The organism is Janthinobacterium sp. GW822-FHT07H10 (assembly GCF_058798675.1).
The window spans coordinates 38,848-56,349 of sequence record NZ_JBXAKS010000009.1 but is presented as its reverse complement, the minus strand read 5'-3'; the positions used below and the strand labels follow the sequence as shown (position 1 = coordinate 56,349).

Annotated in this window: 15 protein-coding genes; 6 read left to right on the top strand and 9 right to left on the bottom strand. The window is 62.3% G+C overall.

Annotated features, from left to right (window positions below; translation table 11 throughout):
- Positions 1-120: 120 nt before the first annotated feature.
- The gene (locus AC1RDJ_RS19760; protein ID WP_156894962.1) at positions 121-297 is read right to left on the bottom strand and encodes a hypothetical protein; all 177 of its coding nucleotides are present in this window, start codon (positions 295-297) and stop codon (positions 121-123) included.
- Between the two features lie 267 nt (positions 298-564).
- On the opposite strand from AC1RDJ_RS19760, the gene metH reads away from it, so the two are divergent.
- Together metH and AC1RDJ_RS19750 are read left to right on the top strand one after the other, a co-directional pair.
- Positions 565-4,335 carry a methionine synthase gene (gene metH / locus AC1RDJ_RS19755; protein WP_493028552.1) on the top strand — a complete coding sequence of 1,257 codons (3,771 nt, stop codon included), beginning with the start codon at positions 565-567 and terminating at the stop codon, positions 4,333-4,335.
- Between the two features lie 112 nt (positions 4,336-4,447).
- Positions 4,448-4,819, top strand: coding sequence for an SPW repeat protein (locus tag AC1RDJ_RS19750; RefSeq protein ID WP_071325421.1), 372 nt, complete (start codon positions 4,448-4,450; stop codon positions 4,817-4,819).
- A 101-nt stretch (positions 4,820-4,920) separates the two neighbouring features.
- On the opposite strand, the gene AC1RDJ_RS19745 is transcribed toward AC1RDJ_RS19750, so the two are convergent.
- The 8 genes from AC1RDJ_RS19745 to rsmB form a co-directional block, all read right to left on the bottom strand.
- Positions 4,921-6,201: an EAL and HDOD domain-containing protein gene (locus AC1RDJ_RS19745; protein WP_071325422.1), complete on the bottom strand. Its 1,281-nt coding sequence runs from the start codon at positions 6,199-6,201 to the stop codon at positions 4,921-4,923.
- Between the two features lie 137 nt (positions 6,202-6,338).
- Complete coding sequence (locus AC1RDJ_RS19740; RefSeq protein WP_493028463.1) at positions 6,339-7,118, bottom strand: class II glutamine amidotransferase; 780 nt, start codon at positions 7,116-7,118, stop codon at positions 6,339-6,341.
- Positions 7,119-7,206: 88 nt separating this feature from the next.
- Complete coding sequence (locus AC1RDJ_RS19735; RefSeq protein ID WP_071325424.1) at positions 7,207-7,464, bottom strand: BTH_I0359 family protein; 258 nt, start codon at positions 7,462-7,464, stop codon at positions 7,207-7,209.
- A gap of 142 nt (positions 7,465-7,606) precedes the next feature.
- Positions 7,607-8,008, bottom strand: coding sequence for a GTPase (locus tag AC1RDJ_RS19730; RefSeq protein ID WP_289889392.1), 402 nt, complete (start codon positions 8,006-8,008; stop codon positions 7,607-7,609).
- Entirely contained in the window at positions 8,005-8,724 is a 720-nt protein-coding gene (locus AC1RDJ_RS19725) for a response regulator (protein ID WP_071325426.1), read from the bottom strand. Before AC1RDJ_RS19725 ends, AC1RDJ_RS19730 begins: the two co-directional genes overlap by 4 nt.
- Positions 8,725-8,821: 97 nt before the next feature.
- On the bottom strand, positions 8,822-11,119 hold the full coding sequence (locus AC1RDJ_RS19720) for a sensor histidine kinase (protein ID WP_071325427.1): 2,298 nt from the start codon (positions 11,117-11,119) through the stop codon (positions 8,822-8,824).
- Positions 11,119-11,679, bottom strand: a complete 561-nt coding sequence (locus tag AC1RDJ_RS19715; protein WP_232250981.1) for a DUF4390 domain-containing protein — start codon at positions 11,677-11,679, stop codon at positions 11,119-11,121. Before AC1RDJ_RS19715 ends, AC1RDJ_RS19720 begins: the two co-directional genes overlap by 1 nt.
- A gap of 43 nt (positions 11,680-11,722) precedes the next feature.
- A complete protein-coding gene (gene rsmB, locus AC1RDJ_RS19710; RefSeq protein WP_071325429.1) occupies positions 11,723-13,150 on the bottom strand; it encodes a 16S rRNA (cytosine(967)-C(5))-methyltransferase RsmB in 1,428 nt (475 codons plus the stop codon).
- A gap of 377 nt (positions 13,151-13,527) precedes the next feature.
- Here rsmB and argS point away from each other — a divergent pair, with 377 nt between their 5' ends.
- Genes argS through AC1RDJ_RS19690 form a run of 4 tightly spaced genes read left to right on the top strand, consistent with a single transcriptional unit; the run spans position 13,528 to position 17,493 of the window.
- Positions 13,528-15,237 carry an arginine--tRNA ligase gene (gene argS, locus AC1RDJ_RS19705; RefSeq protein WP_493028462.1) on the top strand — a complete coding sequence of 570 codons (1,710 nt, stop codon included), beginning with the start codon at positions 13,528-13,530 and terminating at the stop codon, positions 15,235-15,237.
- Positions 15,238-15,257: 20 nt separating this feature from the next.
- Positions 15,258-15,968 carry an SPOR domain-containing protein gene (locus tag AC1RDJ_RS19700; protein ID WP_071325431.1) on the top strand — a complete coding sequence of 237 codons (711 nt, stop codon included), beginning with the start codon at positions 15,258-15,260 and terminating at the stop codon, positions 15,966-15,968.
- A gap of 9 nt (positions 15,969-15,977) precedes the next feature.
- Positions 15,978-16,649, top strand: a complete 672-nt coding sequence (locus AC1RDJ_RS19695) for a thiol:disulfide interchange protein DsbA/DsbL (RefSeq protein ID WP_289889388.1) — start codon at positions 15,978-15,980, stop codon at positions 16,647-16,649.
- A gap of 49 nt (positions 16,650-16,698) precedes the next feature.
- Complete coding sequence (locus AC1RDJ_RS19690; protein WP_493028551.1) at positions 16,699-17,493, top strand: SDR family oxidoreductase; 795 nt, start codon at positions 16,699-16,701, stop codon at positions 17,491-17,493.
- Positions 17,494-17,502: the final 9 nt, after the last annotated feature.

Genomic DNA, 17,502 nt, shown 5'->3' with positions numbered 1-17,502 from the left:
ATTTGATTCTGAAGGACAACTATTAATGCTTTTGATTCAATTGGTTTTGATAATAATTAATGTATCTGCTTGGCAATTTTTATTAGAGGCATTATTGGCGTCATTCTGTGTTGTTCTAAATCAAGATTGTTTCCCCATATACCTATTGCCATTCCATTCATGAAAAATATTTTGATGAGGCGCAAATAATGTGGAAATTTTTCCACAGCATAGAGATGCTGCCTTCTCGCCAACTTTGGCGGAAGAATTAACATTTTCAGTAAGATTTTCAGGAATGTAATTTTTGAGGGCGGACATGCCATGGCCGCCACAGGACAGGCGCAGGGGCACGATGTGTTGCGTAGACGGCCGCAGACTGGGGCTGGGCCGCTTTTGCTCAAAACCAAAGCAGCCTGATGCCGTATAATTTTAGACCCGGTGAAATCCGGCGATTGCCACCTTCTGCCCGCCCTACCCGGCCGGCACTCTCCGCCAGCCGACCCTGCTGGCCGCAACGCCCCGTCACCGCGCCGCCGCCCGTTTGCCTATTGAAAGCATGAAATGAACGATACCGTGATCCCCGCCATGTCCCCGACCGAAGCCACGCTGCGTGCCATCCTGGCGCGCCGGATCATGATCCTCGACGGCGCGATGGGCACGATCATCCAGCAGTACAAGCTCGATGAAACCGCCTACCGCGGCGGTCCCGCAGGCCGTTTCATCGATTTCGCCGCGCCCGCCGACAGCGGTGCGCGCGAACTGTTCGTCAAGGGTAATAACGAGCTGCTGACCCTGACGCAGCCGCAGATCATCCAGGAAATCCATGAGCGCTACCTGGCGGCCGGCGCCGACCTGATCGAAACGAATACCTTTGGCGCCACGACCATCGCCCAGGACGATTACCACATGGCCCACCTGGCCTATGAAATGAACGTGCAGGCCGCCAAACTGGCGCGCGCCGCCTGCGACAAGTACTCCACCCCGGACAAGCCGCGCTTCGTCGCCGGCGCCCTGGGCCCCACGCCGAAGACGGCGTCGATCTCGCCGGATGTCAACGACCCGGCCGCGCGCAACGTCACCTTCGACCAGCTGGTGGCCGCCTACCTGCAGCAGACGCAGGGCCTGGTGGAAGGCGGCGCCGACGTGCTGCTGGTGGAAACCATCTTCGACACCCTGAACTGCAAGGCGGCCCTGTTCGCCATTGACCTGTTCTACGAGCAAAACCCCACTGTCGTGCGCCTGCCCCTGATGATTTCGGGCACCGTCACGGATGCCTCGGGACGCATTTTGTCGGGCCAGACCGTGCCCGCCTTCTGGAATTCCGTGCGCCACGCGAAACCGCTGACCATCGGCCTGAACTGTGCGCTGGGCGCCGCCCTGATGCGTCCGTACGCGGAAGAGCTGGCCAAGATCGCCGACACCTTTGTCTGCATCTACCCGAACGCGGGCTTGCCCAATCCCATGAGCGACACGGGCTTCGACGAGTTGCCGGCCGACACGTCCGCGCTGCTGCGCGAATTCGCCGACGCGGGCTTCCTGAACATGGCGGGCGGCTGCTGCGGCACCACGCCCGAGCACATCGCCGCCATCGGCGAGCTGCTGTCGAAAAACACCCCGCGCACCGTGCCGGCACCGTCGCACGACCTGCGCCTGGCCGGCCTGGAACCGTTCGTCGTCAACGACGAGTCGCTGTTCGTCAACGTGGGCGAGCGCACCAACGTCACGGGCTCGAAGGCGTTCGCGCGCATGATTCTCAACGAGCAATACGACGAAGCCTTGTCCGTGGCCCGCCAGCAGGTGGAAAACGGCGCGCAAGTAATCGACATCAACATGGACGAGGCGATGCTCGATTCGCTGGCGGCCATGACGCGCTTTTTGAACCTGATCGCGTCCGAACCCGATATTTCGCGCGTGCCCATCATGGTCGATTCGTCGAAATGGTCGGTCATCGAAGCGGGCCTGAAATGCGTGCAGGGCAAGGCCATCGTCAATTCCATCTCGATGAAGGAAGGCGAGGAAGAATTCCTGCGCCAGGCCAGACTGTGCCGCCGCTACGGCGCCGCCGTGATCGTCATGGCCTTCGACGAGAAGGGCCAGGCCGACACCTTCGAGCGCAAGATCGAAATTTGCGCGCGCGCCTATCATTTATTGATCGATGCGCTGGACTTCCCGCCGGAAGACATCATCTTCGATCCGAACATCTTTGCCGTCGCCACCGGCATCGAAGAGCACAACAACTACGCCGTCGACTTCATCAACGCCACGCGCTGGATCAAGGAAAACTTGCCGTACGCGAAGATCTCGGGCGGCGTGTCGAACGTGTCATTCAGTTTCCGCGGCAACGATCCGGCCCGCGAAGCCATCCATACCGTCTTCCTGTACCACGCCATCAAGGCCGGCATGACCATGGGCATCGTCAACGCCGGCATGGTGGGCGTGTACGACAACCTGGACCCGGAATTGCGCGAGCGCGTGGAAGACGTGGTGCTGAACCGCCGCGAAGACTCGACCGAGCGCATGATCGAATTTGCCGGCACCCTGAAGGCGGGCGGCAAGGCCGAGGCGCAGACCCTGGCCTGGCGCGAAGGCACGGTACAGCAGCGCCTGTCGCACGCGCTGGTACATGGCATCACGCAATTCATCGTGGAAGACACGGAAGAGGCGCGCCAGGAACTGCTGCACAATGGCGGGCGCCCCATCCACGTGATCGAAGGGCCCCTGATGGCCGGCATGGACGTGGTCGGCGACCTGTTTGGGCAAGGTAAAATGTTCCTGCCGCAAGTGGTGAAATCGGCGCGCGTGATGAAACAGGCCGTGGCCCACCTGATTCCATTTATCGAGGAAGAAAAGCTGCTGGAAGAGCAGCGCACGGGCATCGTCGCCAAGCCGAAGGGCAAGATCATCATGGCAACCGTGAAAGGCGACGTGCATGACATCGGCAAGAACATCGTCACGGTGGTTCTGCAGTGCAACAACTTCGAAGTGGTGAACATGGGCGTGATGGTGCCGTGCTCGGAAATCCTCGCCCGCGCCAAGGTGGAAAACGCGGACATCATTGGCTTGTCCGGCCTGATCACGCCGTCGCTGGAAGAAATGGCGTATGTCGCCAAAGAAATGCAGCGCGACGAACATTTCCGCATGCTCAAGATTCCCCTGCTGATCGGCGGCGCCACGACCAGCCGCGCCCATACGGCCGTGAAAATCGCGCACAACTACGAAGGCCCCGTCATCTATGTGCCGGATGCCTCGCGTTCCGTGTCCGTGGCACAATCGTTGCTGACGCCGGAACAGCGCGACAAGTACGTGGAAGACATCGAGCTCGATTACGCGCGCATCCGCGAGCAGCACGCCAACAAGAAGGCCCTGCCCATATTGCCGCTGGCGCAGGCACGCGCCAACAAGATGCGCGTGCCCTTCGACGGTCCCTGCACGCCGGTGAAACCGAAGTTCATCGGCCGCCGCGTCTTCAAGAACGTCGACCTGGCCGCCCTGGCCAACTATATCGACTGGGGCCCGTTCTTCCAGACCTGGGACCTGGCAGGTCCCTTCCCCGCCATCCTCACCGATGAAGTGGTGGGCGACGCGGCCACCAAGGTGTATGCGGAAGGCCAGGCCTTGCTGAAAAAACTCATCGACGGGCGCTGGCTGACGGCCAATGGCGTCGTATCCTTGCTGCCAGCCAACAGCGTCAATGACGACGATATCGAGGTGTACACGGACGATACGCGCAGTAGCGTGGCGTTCACGTATTACGGCATGCGCCAGCAGAGTGTCAAGCCCGTCGTCGGCGGCGTGCAGCGCCCCAACCAGTGCCTGGCCGATTTTATTGCACCCAAGGAATCGGGCGTGAAGGATTACATCGGCATGTTCGCCGTGACGTCCGGCCTCGGCATCGAGAAATACGAAAAGCGCTTCGAGGATGCGCACGACGATTACTCGTCCATCATGTTGAAATCGCTGGCCGACCGCCTGGCCGAGGCGTTTGCCGAATATCTGCACGAGCGCGTGCGCAAGGATTTGTGGGGCTACGTGCCGGACGAGCAGCTGAGCAACGACGACATGATCGCGGAGAAATACGTGGGCATCCGTCCCGCGCCAGGCTACCCGGCCTGCCCCGAACATACGGTCAAGAAAAAGATGTTCGAGGTCATGCAGGCCGAGGAAGTCGGCATGCAGCTGACGGAATCGTATGCCATGTTCCCCGGCGCGGCTGTCTCCGGCTTCTATTTTGCCCACCCGGAGTCGAAATACTTCGTTGTCGGCAAGATCGGCATGGACCAGGTGGAAGACATGGCCAAGCGCCGTGGCGCCAGCATCGAGGACGTGGAACGCTGGCTGGCACCCAATCTGTCATAATATATGCACAAGGCGCGCGGAACTTATCGCGCGCCGAAGCGCACTAACGCAGTATGCCGGCCGGCATGCTGCATGCCCGCTCCGGCCCGTTCCCAACTGGCAAGGAGGATATATGGCAACCAATTTCAAACTCAAACGCTGGCAGGATCAGGTGATCCTGTTGCTGGGCCTGTGGCTGGTCGTCTCGCCATGGGCGTTTTCCTATCCCGAAGGCTCGCCGCAGATGATCAACGCCTTTGTCTCGGGCCTCGTCATCGCCGTGCTGGCCGCCTTCGACCTGTACAAGACCTATTTCTGGGCCGTCGTCGTCAACCTGCTGGTGGGCGTCTGGGTCGCCGCCTCGCCGTGGATACTACGGCTGGCCGAACAGCGCGTCGTCCTGTGGAACGAGCTGATCGTCGGCATCGCCGTCGTCATCCTCGCCCTGTGGGAACTGCGCACCGATCCGGAGCTGCACAAGCACTGGCCCGGCGCCGCCGCCTAGCGCCGCTACAGGCGCAAAAAAGCCCTGCCACGGCAACGCCGTGCAGGGCTCTCAAAAAATGGCAATCCGGGACGGCAAATTCGGGCAGGCCGTAATCCGACCTACAGCGCGTAGCGGACGACGTTGTCGCTCCATTCGTAAGCGGCCATTTCCAGCTCCACCAGGTCGTCCGGCGACATGGCCAGGTCGCGCAGGGTCGGCACGATCTCGCCTTCCATGTCTTCGATGCGTTCGATGCATTCGGCCAGGCGCAGCAAGTCGCCATAGAAACCTTCGCGCGACAGCAGCGCTTCGGCCACTTCGTCGATCACTTCGATCTGACTCAGGATTTCCGACATCGGCACGCCGAACAGGGTATCCATCAGGGACATGATGCCGACCGTAAAGGCGATATCGGCGGAATGGGCGTGGTTCGGACGCAGTTTATGCGCGAGCAATTCCAGCAGACGGCCACGCGTGGTGGCCAGCATCAGCAGCGGCGTCATGCTATGGCCGCGCTTGCTTGGTTCCGCGTACAGCATGATTTGCAGCCAGCGCTGCAGCTGACGGCGGCCCAGCACGGTGACGGCCTGGCTCAGCGAATCGATGCGCTGGCGCGCGCCCACGGCTGGCGTATTGACTAAACGCAGCAAATTCAGGGCCAGCGACACGTCACGCTTGATGGCGCGTTCGATATCCATGTTGTCGGCGTCCGACGTCACCAGGGTCATCAGTTCCATGACGGCCAGTTGCGACGGCGACAGCTTCTTGCCCGTCATGATGGCCGGCTTGGCAAAGTAATAACCCTGGAAGTAATCGAAGCCCAGGTCCAGGCCCGACTTGAATTCTTCGCGCGTCTCGACCTTTTCCGCCACCAGTTTCTTCTGTTCCTGCTTGAAGCGGGGCGCCAGCGTCGCCAGCACTGCCGGGTCGACAGTGCTCATGTCCATCTTCACATATTGCACCAGTGGCAACAATTCCTGCACTTGCGCCGTGTCGGCCACGACGTTTTCCAGCGCGAAGGTAAAGCCGTGGCCCACCAGCTCGCTGATGCGCGCACGCAGCGCCGGCGTCACCTGCATCGATTCGACGATTTCCAGCACGACTTTTTCGCGCGGCAAGAAAACGAAGATGTCGCTCATGATCACATCGGCATCGACGTTGACGAAACCGAGCGCATCGCCGATGACCTTTTCCATGCCCAGCTGCGAAGCATGGGCGATGACGGTAGCCGTGGCGGACAGATCGCTGGTAATGTTGGCGGGCCCGACCGGAGCGTTGCGGAATAGCAACTCATAGCCAAACAAGGCTTGATTGCGGTCAAGGATAGGTTGTCGCCCCAGATAAAACTCGCGCACGCGCAAGGGTTTCGGGGTGATATCGTTGCTGGAAATATCGATCATTAAATCTTCATCAATCACGTCGAGTGACACTGGCCGCGCCGCGCCCGCATCAAGGTTCACTATTGACAATACTTTAGCTGAATTTCGCCCGCGCTGTGGGTATTTTGGCAGTAATAAAGATTATTGTCGTCAACAAATTAGGCCGTTGCAGGTTCTTGCACCATACCGTCGACAAATAACTTCAACTCACCGGGCGCAAACGCCGTCCATTGCTCGTTGGTTGTCAGCGGCTGGGTGACGATCACGGCCACCCGGTCCTGCGGCGTGGTCACCTGGGAAAAGTCCACGCTCAAGTCTTCATCGGAGAGTTTAGCAGTTGGAAACGGATGTTGTCGCACCAGATAATGCAAACTGGTCGAGCAATGGGCAAACAGGGCTTCGCCGCTGGACAGCATCATGTTGAACGTACCGTGCGCGGCGATGCTCGGCAACAGCTCGGCCAGCGCCGCATGCAGCTGAGGCAGCGCCGGCGGGGCGTCGCCAAAGCGCGCGTGCAGTTCCTGCAGCAGGTAGCAAAAGGCCAGTTCGCTGTCCGTGCAGCCGACAGGACTGTAACTGCCCGTCAGCACGGGATGGAACGCCTTCAAGTCGCCATTGTGGGCAAATACCCAGTAGCGGCCCCACAGCTCGCGCACGAACGGGTGGCAGTTTTCCAGCGCTACCTGACCTTGCGTTGCTTTACGAATATGCGCGATGACATTGCGCGACTTGATGGGATAACGCTTGATCAGTTCGGCCACGGGCGAGGCGATGGCCGCCTGGTGGTCGACGAAATGGCGCACGCCGGCACCCTCGAAAAAGGCGATGCCCCAGCCGTCGTGGTGGGTATCGGTATGGCCGCCGCGCATGGCGAAGCCGGTAAAACTAAAGACAATGTCCGTGGGGACATTGCAATTCATTCCGAGAAGTTGGCACATGGTCTGTTTGCAGCTGGATAACACAGCCACCATACCATGCCGGCTTGCGGATTGGTATGGTGGCGATCGCCATCAAACGACCCCGGCTTTAATGCAGCAGCACGGGCTGGCTCATGAGGGAATCATAGCTGCCCAAAAATTCATCGATCTCTTCCATGCTCGGTTCGCTGGCGATCAATTCCGTGACGTCGCGGCGGAAATTCTGGGCCAGGACGCCGGCGATAAACGTCTCGCGCTTGCCGCCCTTGTCGACGATTTCATAGCCGCCAAAGCGCAGGGCTTCCAGGTCGCGGTCGGCGCCGAATTCCACGACGCTATATTGTTCGCTGTTATAGATGAGGTTCATTTTGCATCCTTCGCTCAAGCAGGAGAAGCTCCTGCGGTGTCAGAACAGAGGTGGGGTTCACATGGCGCCATTTCAAGCGGCCATGCCACCCTGCGGGCTACAGAGTTGTAACGAGATGCAAACTGCGGCTGCGGTACGTCGGTCAGGAAACCAGCAGGTCCGGCTCGAGGGCCAGCAGGACATCGTAGGGACTGGCCGTCAACCAGGTGCGCAATTGCTCGATGTGCGAGGCGTCGGCCAGGCTGATGAACAAGCGCGCGGGCGGATGGCGCAGCAGACGATTCAATGTTACACGCAATACGAGATTGCCGCTGCAGCACAGGCAACCGGGTGCGATACGCAACAGTTGCAAAGGAAATGATGGGGAAGGAGAAACTTGCTCGGCCAGGTCGGCCAGGATGGAGTTGCCGTCGGCCAGCCCTTCCAGGATCACGGCGGCCGGCTGGTCCGGCAGCAGGGCTTGCGCAATGGCAGCTTCGCGCTCACCGGCACGCCCGCCACTGACCAGGGTCAGCGGCGTCGCGTGCCGCGCGGCTGCCGTCACAGGCTTTTCTTGGCCAGCTTGCCCGGTTCGACACCCAGCTGTTTCAGCTTGCGATACAAATGGGTACGCTCGAGGCCCGTTTTCTCGGCCACGCGGGTCATGCTGCCCCCTTCGCGGCCCAGATGGTGTTCGAAATACATGCGCTCGAACGCATCGCGCGCCTCGCGCAGCGGCAAGTCGAACGACAGGTTGTAGCCATGGCCTTCGGCCACCGCCGGCATGGCGATGCCTGGACGCACCATCAACTGCTGCGGCGCGCTGCCGCCAAAGCTGGGCACGGGATGGCTGCTTTCCTCGGCCACGACGGGCGCCACCGGACGCGGCGCCACGCTCGGCGCGCGCACGGTTTCCTGTGCCCGCGTCAAGCCTTGCTGGACGGCCTTGAGCAGCTTTTGCAGGGCAATCGGCTTTTCCAGGAAGTTCAGTGCGCCGATGCGTGTCGCCTCGACGGCCGTATCGATGGTGGCATGGCCCGACATCATGATCACCGGCATGGTCAGCAAGCCATCGCGCTGCCATTCCTTGAGCAAGGTCACGCCATCGGTATCGGGCATCCAGATATCGAGCAATACCAGATCCGGCGCACCGGCCGCCCTTGCCTCGCGTGCCTGCTGCGCATTCTCGGCCAGCTGGATAGCATGTCCTTCGTCGCCCAATATTTCCGAGAGCAACTCACGGATACCCATTTCATCATCCACTACGAGTATGTTTGCCATTCGTGTCTTGCCTTCCTCATTTCGCCGACCGTCGCGCACAAGATGCACGCGCGGACAACTATGATTTTATTAGTGTTTTAAATACTAAACCAGACGCTCACGCCAGGAATTCCTGGGCAGGAGTGTCGGGAGCTAACTTTAACAGCAAAATGACCACCGAAGCGCCATTGCCGTCGACCCGGTTCTCGATATCGATGCGTCCGCCATGTTCATCGATAATTTTCTTCACCATCGCCAGGCCCAGGCCCGTGCCGCGCGCCTTCGACGTGACGTAGGGCTCGAAAGCCCGCGCCAGGATCTTCGGCGCGAAACCAGGACCATTGTCGGTGATTGCCAGCCGCACGGCGATATTCACGCCACCGTCCGCACTGCGATAATGAATTGCTTCCGTCCTTACGTCAATCCGCGGATGCGGCGAGTCCGGCGGCAAGTCCGCCATGGCGTCCTGCGCGTTCTGCAGCAAGTTATGGATAACCTGGCGCAGCTGGGTCGGATCGCCCATCACCATCGGCAGATTCGGCGCCAGCAGCGGGTGGATGATATCGCCGTCATCGCCGCGCAGGTACAGGTTCAGGATCTCTTCGATCAGCTCGTTCAAGCGCAGCGGCACCAGCACGGCAGGCGGCGTGCGCGCATAGTCGCGGAAGTCGTCGACCATGCGCTTCATCGCGTCGACCTGCTTGACGATGGTGGTGGTGGCGCGGCTGAGCAAATCGGCGTCCGGCTGCTCCAGCTTGCCTTCGAGCTTCATCTGCAGGCGTTCGGCCGACAGCTGGATGGGCGTGAGCGGATTCTTGATTTCATGTGCCAGGCGGCGCGCCACCTCGCCCCAGGCGATCGAACGCTGCGCGGAAATGACGTCGGAAATATCATCGAAAACGACGATATAGCCGCTGCCCGATTCCAGCGGCAGGCGCGAACCGCGCGCCAGCAGGGCGATGTCATGCTCATCGGCACTGCTGCCGACGCGGCGCGGAATCTCGATTTGCCGCTGCCAGTGCAGGCGCTGCTGGTTGCGGCCCGATGCCGATTGCGCGCTCTGCGCCGTGAAGGCGCTGATGATGGCCGCGCCGAATTCTTCCATTCCAGCAACATTTGCCAGCGGCTGGCCCACCATGCTGGCGCCCGAATGCTGGAGGATGCGCTCGACCGATTCATTGCAAGTCACCAGTTTGAAATCGCCGTCGAGCACCATCACGCCGGCCGACATGTTCGCCAGCACGGATTCCAGGTGGGCCTTGGCGTTCTGCAGCGCGGCGCGGTTGCTTTCGACGGCCGTGCGCGCATCGAGCAACTGGCGCGTCATGATGTTGAACGACTGCGTCAACGTGCCCAGCTCGTCCTTGGAAGCGACGATGGGGCGCGGCGACAGGTCGCCCTCGGCCACGGCGCGCGTGCCTTCGGCCAGCAGCAGCAAGGGCTGCGCCAGGTTGCCGGCGATCAGGAAGGCGCTGCCGATGGCGCCAAAGATGGCCAGCAGCAAGGTCAAGGTGAGGATTTCCATGTACATCTTGCGCAGGCCCACGCGCGCGACGAAACGCTCCTTGTATTCGCTGTAGGCGGCGCGCAGCATCTCGCCGTTGGTGGCCAGCTTGGGCGGCACCGATTGCAGCAATTGCAGGTAGCGGGGCGACACGGACGGTCCCGGCACGACCACCAGCACGCGCAAGCGCAGGCCGGCGGCCGCGTCGACGCCCGCGGGCGGCCCGGCGCGGATGCCGCCGCCGCCCGATTCCATGCTGTCGTCATGCAATTCCAGCCCGCCTTCGGCGGAGGCATAGCCGGCCGGCAAGGCCGCCTGCGCCAGCATGGCCGGCGTCGGCAAGTCGGCCGCGCTGTGCGGGCCGGCACTGGCCAGCAGGACGCCGTCGCCGCTGACGATCATGACATTTTGCATGCCCTCTTCGCGCAGCAGGCTCGTCAGTACCGCCGGACCGGCCACCGGGTCGCTGCCCAGCTCCTCGACGGCCTTGTGGCCACGGTGGTCGAGTTCGACCAGGGCCGCATCGAGGCCGGCGCGGCCCAGTTCCAGGCCCGACTCGAGCGCCGCTTCAATCTTGACGTTGAACCACGATTCGATCGAATGGGAAACGAATTGCACGGAGACGAGGAAAATCACGAGGCCGGGCAGGATGCCGACGGCGGCGAACAGCATCACCAGGCGCATCATCAGCTTGGAGCCGAACTTGCCGCTCTTGTAGCGGGCATACAGGCGGCCCAGCGAAATGCCGACCAGCGCCAGCAGGGACACGGCCACGGCGGCGTTCAGGCCCAGCAGCCAGGTGTAGTAGCGGTCGAAGAAGCCGGAATTATCGGAAGCCGAGGCCAGCAGGAACAGCAGGATACTGACAATGCCGCCGCCCACCACCAGCAGATAGCGCAATGCTTGACTCACTACTCCGCCGTATACAAGAAGGTTTTTTTATTCGAAGCCAGGCGCCAGTCGCTGTTATTGAAGGCATTGACCTGTATCGGCTTGGGCAGGTAGTCGCGGTCCATGCCCATGCGCAGGGTCACGTTATACGTCTGCCCCACTTTCAGCGCGCCGCGCGGCGCCACCAGCCAGCGGCTGGGCCGGCGGATCAGGAACAGCGCATCGTCCAGGGTGGCAAAGCTTTGCTGCAAGCCCCCGCCCGACACATGGTACTGCCGCGTCAGCACGTTGTACGACAGCCGGCTGGTCTGGCGCGCAACGATGGCCTTTTCATCGAACCAGTACCAGCGGGGCCGCGTCAGTTCGATTTCCGTCGTGAAAAACAGCGGCACACCGTGCTGCACGGCGTCATCGAGGTCGTGATTGAGTTCAAAGGAATAGGTGGCGGCCAGCTTGTAGCCTTCTTCGCTCGACTCGATGTAGGCACGCGTGATCTCGACCATATCGGCGGCCTGCGCGCGCGGCATGGTACACGCCAGCATCAGCAGCAGGGCCAGGAGTCGGAAGAGTCGTGTTGTCACAAGTGTGCCGGTGTAGTCCGTAGGAAAAGATTCGACGTATCGCTCAAGCCGCATTTTTTTGGAACAGCGCATAGAACAAACCGTCATGGTCCTGCTCCGCGCTGCCAGTCGGCAACAGCTGACCAGGAGCTGTCAACCGGGTCGCATTATTGCGCACCGCAAATGCCGCCGCCTGTGCCTCGGACTCTTGCGGCCACAGTGAACAAGTCACGAACAGCAATTTACCATCGGGGCGCAGCATCTGCCACAGGTTGTCCAGAATTTTGGACGAAAGTGTTGCAAGTTGGAACGCATCGCCCTTGCGGCGCAACCAGCGGATGTCCGGATGGCGGCGCACGATGCCCGAGGCCGTGCACGGCACGTCGGCCAGGATGCGGTCGTACTGCTGGCCATCCCACCACGCGCTCGATTGCGCATCCTGCGCCTTCAAGGTCGCGTCCAGGCCCAGGCGCTCGAGGTTTTCCGCGATGCGCGGCAGGCGTTTGGCATCGGCATCGATGGCCGTGACGTGCACATCGGCCAACTCGAGAATGTGGCAAGTCTTGCCGCCAGGCGCCGCGCAGGCGTCCAGCACGCGCATGCCGTCCTGCAAGTCCAGCAGCGGCGCGGCCAATTGCGCGCCGGCATCCTGTACGGAAACGACACCCTGTTCGAAGCCGGGAATCAGGGCCACGCCGATCGGCTTGTCCAGGCGCACGGCAAACGGCCCCACCTGGCGCGCGGCGATGCCAGCGTCCGCCAGCACGGCCAGGTACGCTTCCACCGTGCTCTTGCGGCGATTCACGCGCAAGGTCAGTGGCGGTACGGCATTGCCCGCCGTCAAAATGGCTTGCCAGTCGCGGGGATAGGCCAGGCGCAGCGAATCGATCCACCACTGCGGATAATTCCATTGCGCCAAGGGTTGCTGCAGGGCCGCTTCCAGCAAGGACTTGCGCTCGCGCAAGAAACGGCGCAAGACGGCGTTCACCATGCCCTTGGCATGCGCCAGGTCAGGGTGCGACGTGGCCACCGTGACAGCCTGGTCCACAACGGTAAACTCTTCGTACGGCTGCTCGCCCGGCTCGGCGGACATCAGGGACAGCGCGCAGCACAGCAGCGCGGCTAGCATCGGCGGCTCGGGCGCCTTCGACGTCATCAGGCCGACCAGGGTTTCGCTACGGCCCAGCTGGCGCATGGTACGGTAGGAAATATCCTGGATGGCGCCGCGCGCTTGCGGGCTGGCGTTCGATTGCGCAAACACCTTGGCCAGCGCCTGCGGCAGGGCCGTGCCCGTGCGCACTTGCGCCACGGCATTGGCAGCGCCCAGCAGGCAAAACGCCAGCGAGTCGGCGCGCAAATCGGGTTGGAAGCCAGGCTGCAAGACCGGTTTCAAGTCGGGATGGTAGCTGGGACGCAATTTCGGCGCGGCAGGTGCGGCAAACTGGCCTGGCGCCGGCTTGGTTTTCAATTTCAGCGTGGGGCGCTTGTTCATAAATTATCCGGTGTGGCTGCGCGCGGCTGGCGGCATGGGGCAGATTCGCGGCCGCGCGTCATCAATAAAGGGTCGATTGTAGCGTTTGTGGCGGCCTCTGGACCAAGCGATTGCAGTGATACGGGTAAATTGCGGCAAAAAACTGCATATATACAAGCAGAATGCGCCATGCTGATGTTTTCGTGCACCAGCACGGGCGTGCCTTCCTGATAATATCGTGAAATGCCCCCGCATGGGTGCGCCGCTGGCAAGCGTATTGTTCCCGGCGGCAAACCAGTATAATTAACGCAGTCTGGGCGGCTGTCACCACTTGCCGTCCGTTTTGCTTTTTGATTCATTCTATTCATTCTTAACGCGGTTCCACCGCCATCCTGCTCATGCTCGCCCAACAGAAACAAGAAATCATCGCCCTGTTCCAGGCCGCCCTCGCTCCCGTCCTGGCCGGCACTTCGCTGACGCCATCCGTGGTGCTCGAGCGACCACGCGATGCATCGCATGGCGACGTCGCCTGCAATATCGCCATGCAACTGGCCAAGCAGCTGAAACAGAATCCGCGCGAACTGGCGCAAACCATCGTCACCGCCGTGCTGGCCAATCCGGCCGGCAAAGGCCTGGTCGAAGCGGTGGAAATCGCCGGCCCCGGCTTCATCAACGTGCGTGTGTCCGCCGCCGCGAAACAGGCCGTGGTGAAGACCATCCTCGGCGAAGGCGCCGATTACGGGCGCAGCACGGCAGGCGCCGGCAAGCAGGTCATCCTGGAATTCGTCTCGGCCAATCCGACCGGCCCGCTGCACGTGGGCCATGGCCGCCAGGCGGCCCTGGGCGACGCCCTGTCCTCGCTGTTCGACGCGCAAGGTTTCAAGGTCACGCGCGAGTTCTACTATAACGACGCGGGCGTGCAGATCCAGACCCTGGCCAATTCCGTGCAGGCGCGCGCGCGCGGCTTCAAGCCCGGCGATGCCGAATGGCCCGAGTCGGCCTATAACGGCGACTACATCGCCGATATCGCCGACGATTTCAAGGCCGGCAAGACTGTCTCGGCCAGCGATGGCCAGCCTGCCACGGCCAACGGCAACGTGGACGACATCGATTCGATCCGCCCGTTTGCCGTCACCTACCTGCGCAACGAGCAGGACATCGACTTGCAGGCGTTTGGCGTGAAGTTCGACAATTACTACCTCGAGTCGTCGCTGTACGCCGACGGCAAGGTCAACAGCGCCGTGGAAACGCTGATCAAGGCGGGCCACACCTATGAGCAGGATGGCGCGCTGTGGCTGCGCACCACCGACTTCGGCGACGACAAGGACCGCGTCATGCGCAAGACGGACGGCACCTACACGTATTTCGTGCCGGACGTGGCGTATCACCTGGTGAAATGGCAGCGCGGCTTCGTACAGGCGATCAACATCCAGGGCAGCGACCACCACGGCACCATCGCGCGCGTGCGCGCCGGCCTGCAGGCGGTCGACATGGGCATCCCGCAAGGCTACCCCGACTACGTGCTGCACAAGATGGTCACCGTCATGAAGGACGGCGAGGAAGTGAAGATCTCGAAGCGCGCTGGCTCCTACGTCACCGTGCGCGACCTGATCGAATGGTCGGGCGGCGGCGACATCGCCAAGGGCCGCGACGCCGTGCGCTTCTTCCTGATCTCGCGCAAGGCCGACACGGAATTCGTCTTCGACGTCGACGTGGCACTGAAAACGACCGATGAAAACCCGGTCTATTACGTGCAGTACGCGCACGCGCGCATCTGCCGCATCCTGGAAAACTGGGGCGGCGATGAAAGCACGATCGCCGGTGTTGACTTGTCGCCACTGACGGCGCCGACCGAGGCGACCCTGCTGGCGACCCTGGCCGCCTATCCGGAAACGCTGGCGCGCGCGCAAGCCGAACTGGGCCCGCACCAGGTGGCCTTCTACCTGCGCGACCTGGCGGCCAACCTGCACAGCTTCTACTTTGCCGAAAAAGTGCTGGTCGAGGACGACGCCGTCAAGCTGGCCCGTCTGGCGCTGGTCATCGCCGCGCGCCAGGTGCTGCGCAATGGCCTGGCACTGATTGGCGTATCCGCGCCAAATAAAATGTAATCGCGAAGGTCAAACCGCAAATGAGTCACGCTTCCCGCTTTTCTTCCGCCCGGCGCCAGCAGGGCAATACCCTGGTCGGCATCATCATCGGCCTGGTCATCGGCCTGGGCATCGCCGTGGTGGTCGCCCTGGTGATCACCAAGGGGACCTCGCCATTCACCGACAAGTCGGGCAAGGCCGGCAAATCGGCCGAGCCGACGGCCGGCCAGATCGCCGACCCGAACAAGCCGATGTACGGCAACAAGGAAGCGGCCAAGGAAGCGGCGCGCGATTTTTCCAAGGAACCGCGCGAAATCAGCACGCCAACGCAGCCGGCCGCGCCGGCTCCCGCACCGGCGCCAGCGCAGCAGCCAAAGGCGCCGCCGCCTGACGCGCTGCAAGAACTGATCGGCACCCTGAAGGACAAGCCGGCGCCGAAAGCGCCAGCTGCCGCTCCTGCGCCGCAAGCCAAGGCCGACGTGAAAGCCGAGGCCAAGGCCGATGCGGCAGGCGACAAATGGATTTATTATCTGCAGGCCGGCGCCTTCCATGACATGGCGGACGCCGAAAGCACGCGCGGCAAACTGGCGCTGCTCGGTTTCGAGGCGGCCATCAGCGACCGCAGCACCGACGCCGGCGTGCTGCACCGCGTGCGCATCGGGCCATTCAACCAGCTTGAAGCCATGAACCGCGCACGCACCAAACTGTCCGAAAACGGCATCGATGTCGCCGTCGTCCGCAACCAAAAATAAGGAACCAGCATGCGTTTTCTGAAAAAATTCCTGTTCGCCGCCGCCCTGTGCACCGCCGCCGTGGGCGCATCCGCCTCGCCGGCCGATCCGAAGAATGGCGTCGAGTATGAAACCCTGCCGACGCCGCAGACGACGGACGCGGGCAAGAAGATCGAAGTGACGGAGTTTTTCGCGTATTACTGCCCGCATTGCAATGTGCTCGAACCGCAACTGGCCGCCTGGGTCAAGAAACAGGGCGACAACATCGTCTTCAAGCGCGTGCACGTCTCGCGCGATGACAGCGTGGCGCCGCAACAGCGCCTGTTCTTCACCCTGCAAGCCATGGGCCTGCTCGACAAGCTGCATGTCAAGGTGTTCCAGGCCATGCACGTGGAGCGCAACCGCCTCAACACCGACGACGCCGTGTTCGACTTCGTCGCCAAGCAGGGCGTGGATCGCCAGAAGTTCATCGACACCTATCGCTCGATGGGTATCTCGGCCCGCGTGCGCCATGCGGACGCCATGATGCAGGCGTATAACGTGACGTTCTGGCCCATGATCGCCATCGATGGCCGCTACATCACCTCGCCGTCGCAAGCGGATCAAGGCAGCAAGTCGGCCAGGACCGAAGAGCAGCTGAACGCCCAGGCGTTGACCGTGATGGACGTGCTGGTCGCGAAAGCCAAAGCGGAAAAGAAATAAGCATGGACACCTGCCTGGCGCGCCCGGACACCGCCGCGTGCATCGCCTGATGCACGGCGCGCCTTACAGCGTGTTCATCACGGGCGCGTCGAGCGGGCTGGGCGCCGCCCTGGCGCTGCAGTACGCGCGCCAGGGCGCCACGCTGGGCCTGCTGGCCCGCCGCGGCGACACCCTGCAGCAACTGATCGCCTCCCTGCCCCACCCTGAACGCCACCGCGCGTATGCCGTCGACGTGTGCGACCACGCCGCCCTGAAAAGCGCGGCCGCCGACTTCATCGGCTACGCCGGGCGCATCGACGCCGTCATCGCCAGTGCCGGCGTGTCGTTTGGCACCCTGACCGAACACGCGGAAGACCTCGACGCCTTCGCGCGCCTCATCGCCATCAACGTCACGGCCACCGTCGCCACCTTCGCGCCCTTCATCGCCGCCATGAAAAGCCAGGGCAGCGGGCGCCTGGTCGGCATCGGCAGCGTGGCCGGCATCCGCGGCCTGCCTGGCGCGGAAGCGTACAGCGCCTCGAAGGCGGCCGTCATCAGCTACTGCGAATCGCTGCGCCTGGAATTGAAACCTGCGGGCATCAAGGTCGTCACCATCACGCCCGGCTACATCGACACGCCGATGACGCGCCACAACGCCTACCGCATGCCCTTCCTGATGCCGGCCGAGCGATTCGCCGCACGCGCCGCGCGCGCCATCGCCGACGGCGACAGCTACCGCGTGATCCCGTGGCAGATGGGCGTGGTGGCCAAGCTGCTGCGCGCGCTGCCCAATGCCGTGTATGACCTGGCCTTCGCGAATGCGCCGCACAAGGCGCGCAGCAAGCCATCCGGCGACAGCCTGTAACACCCAGAT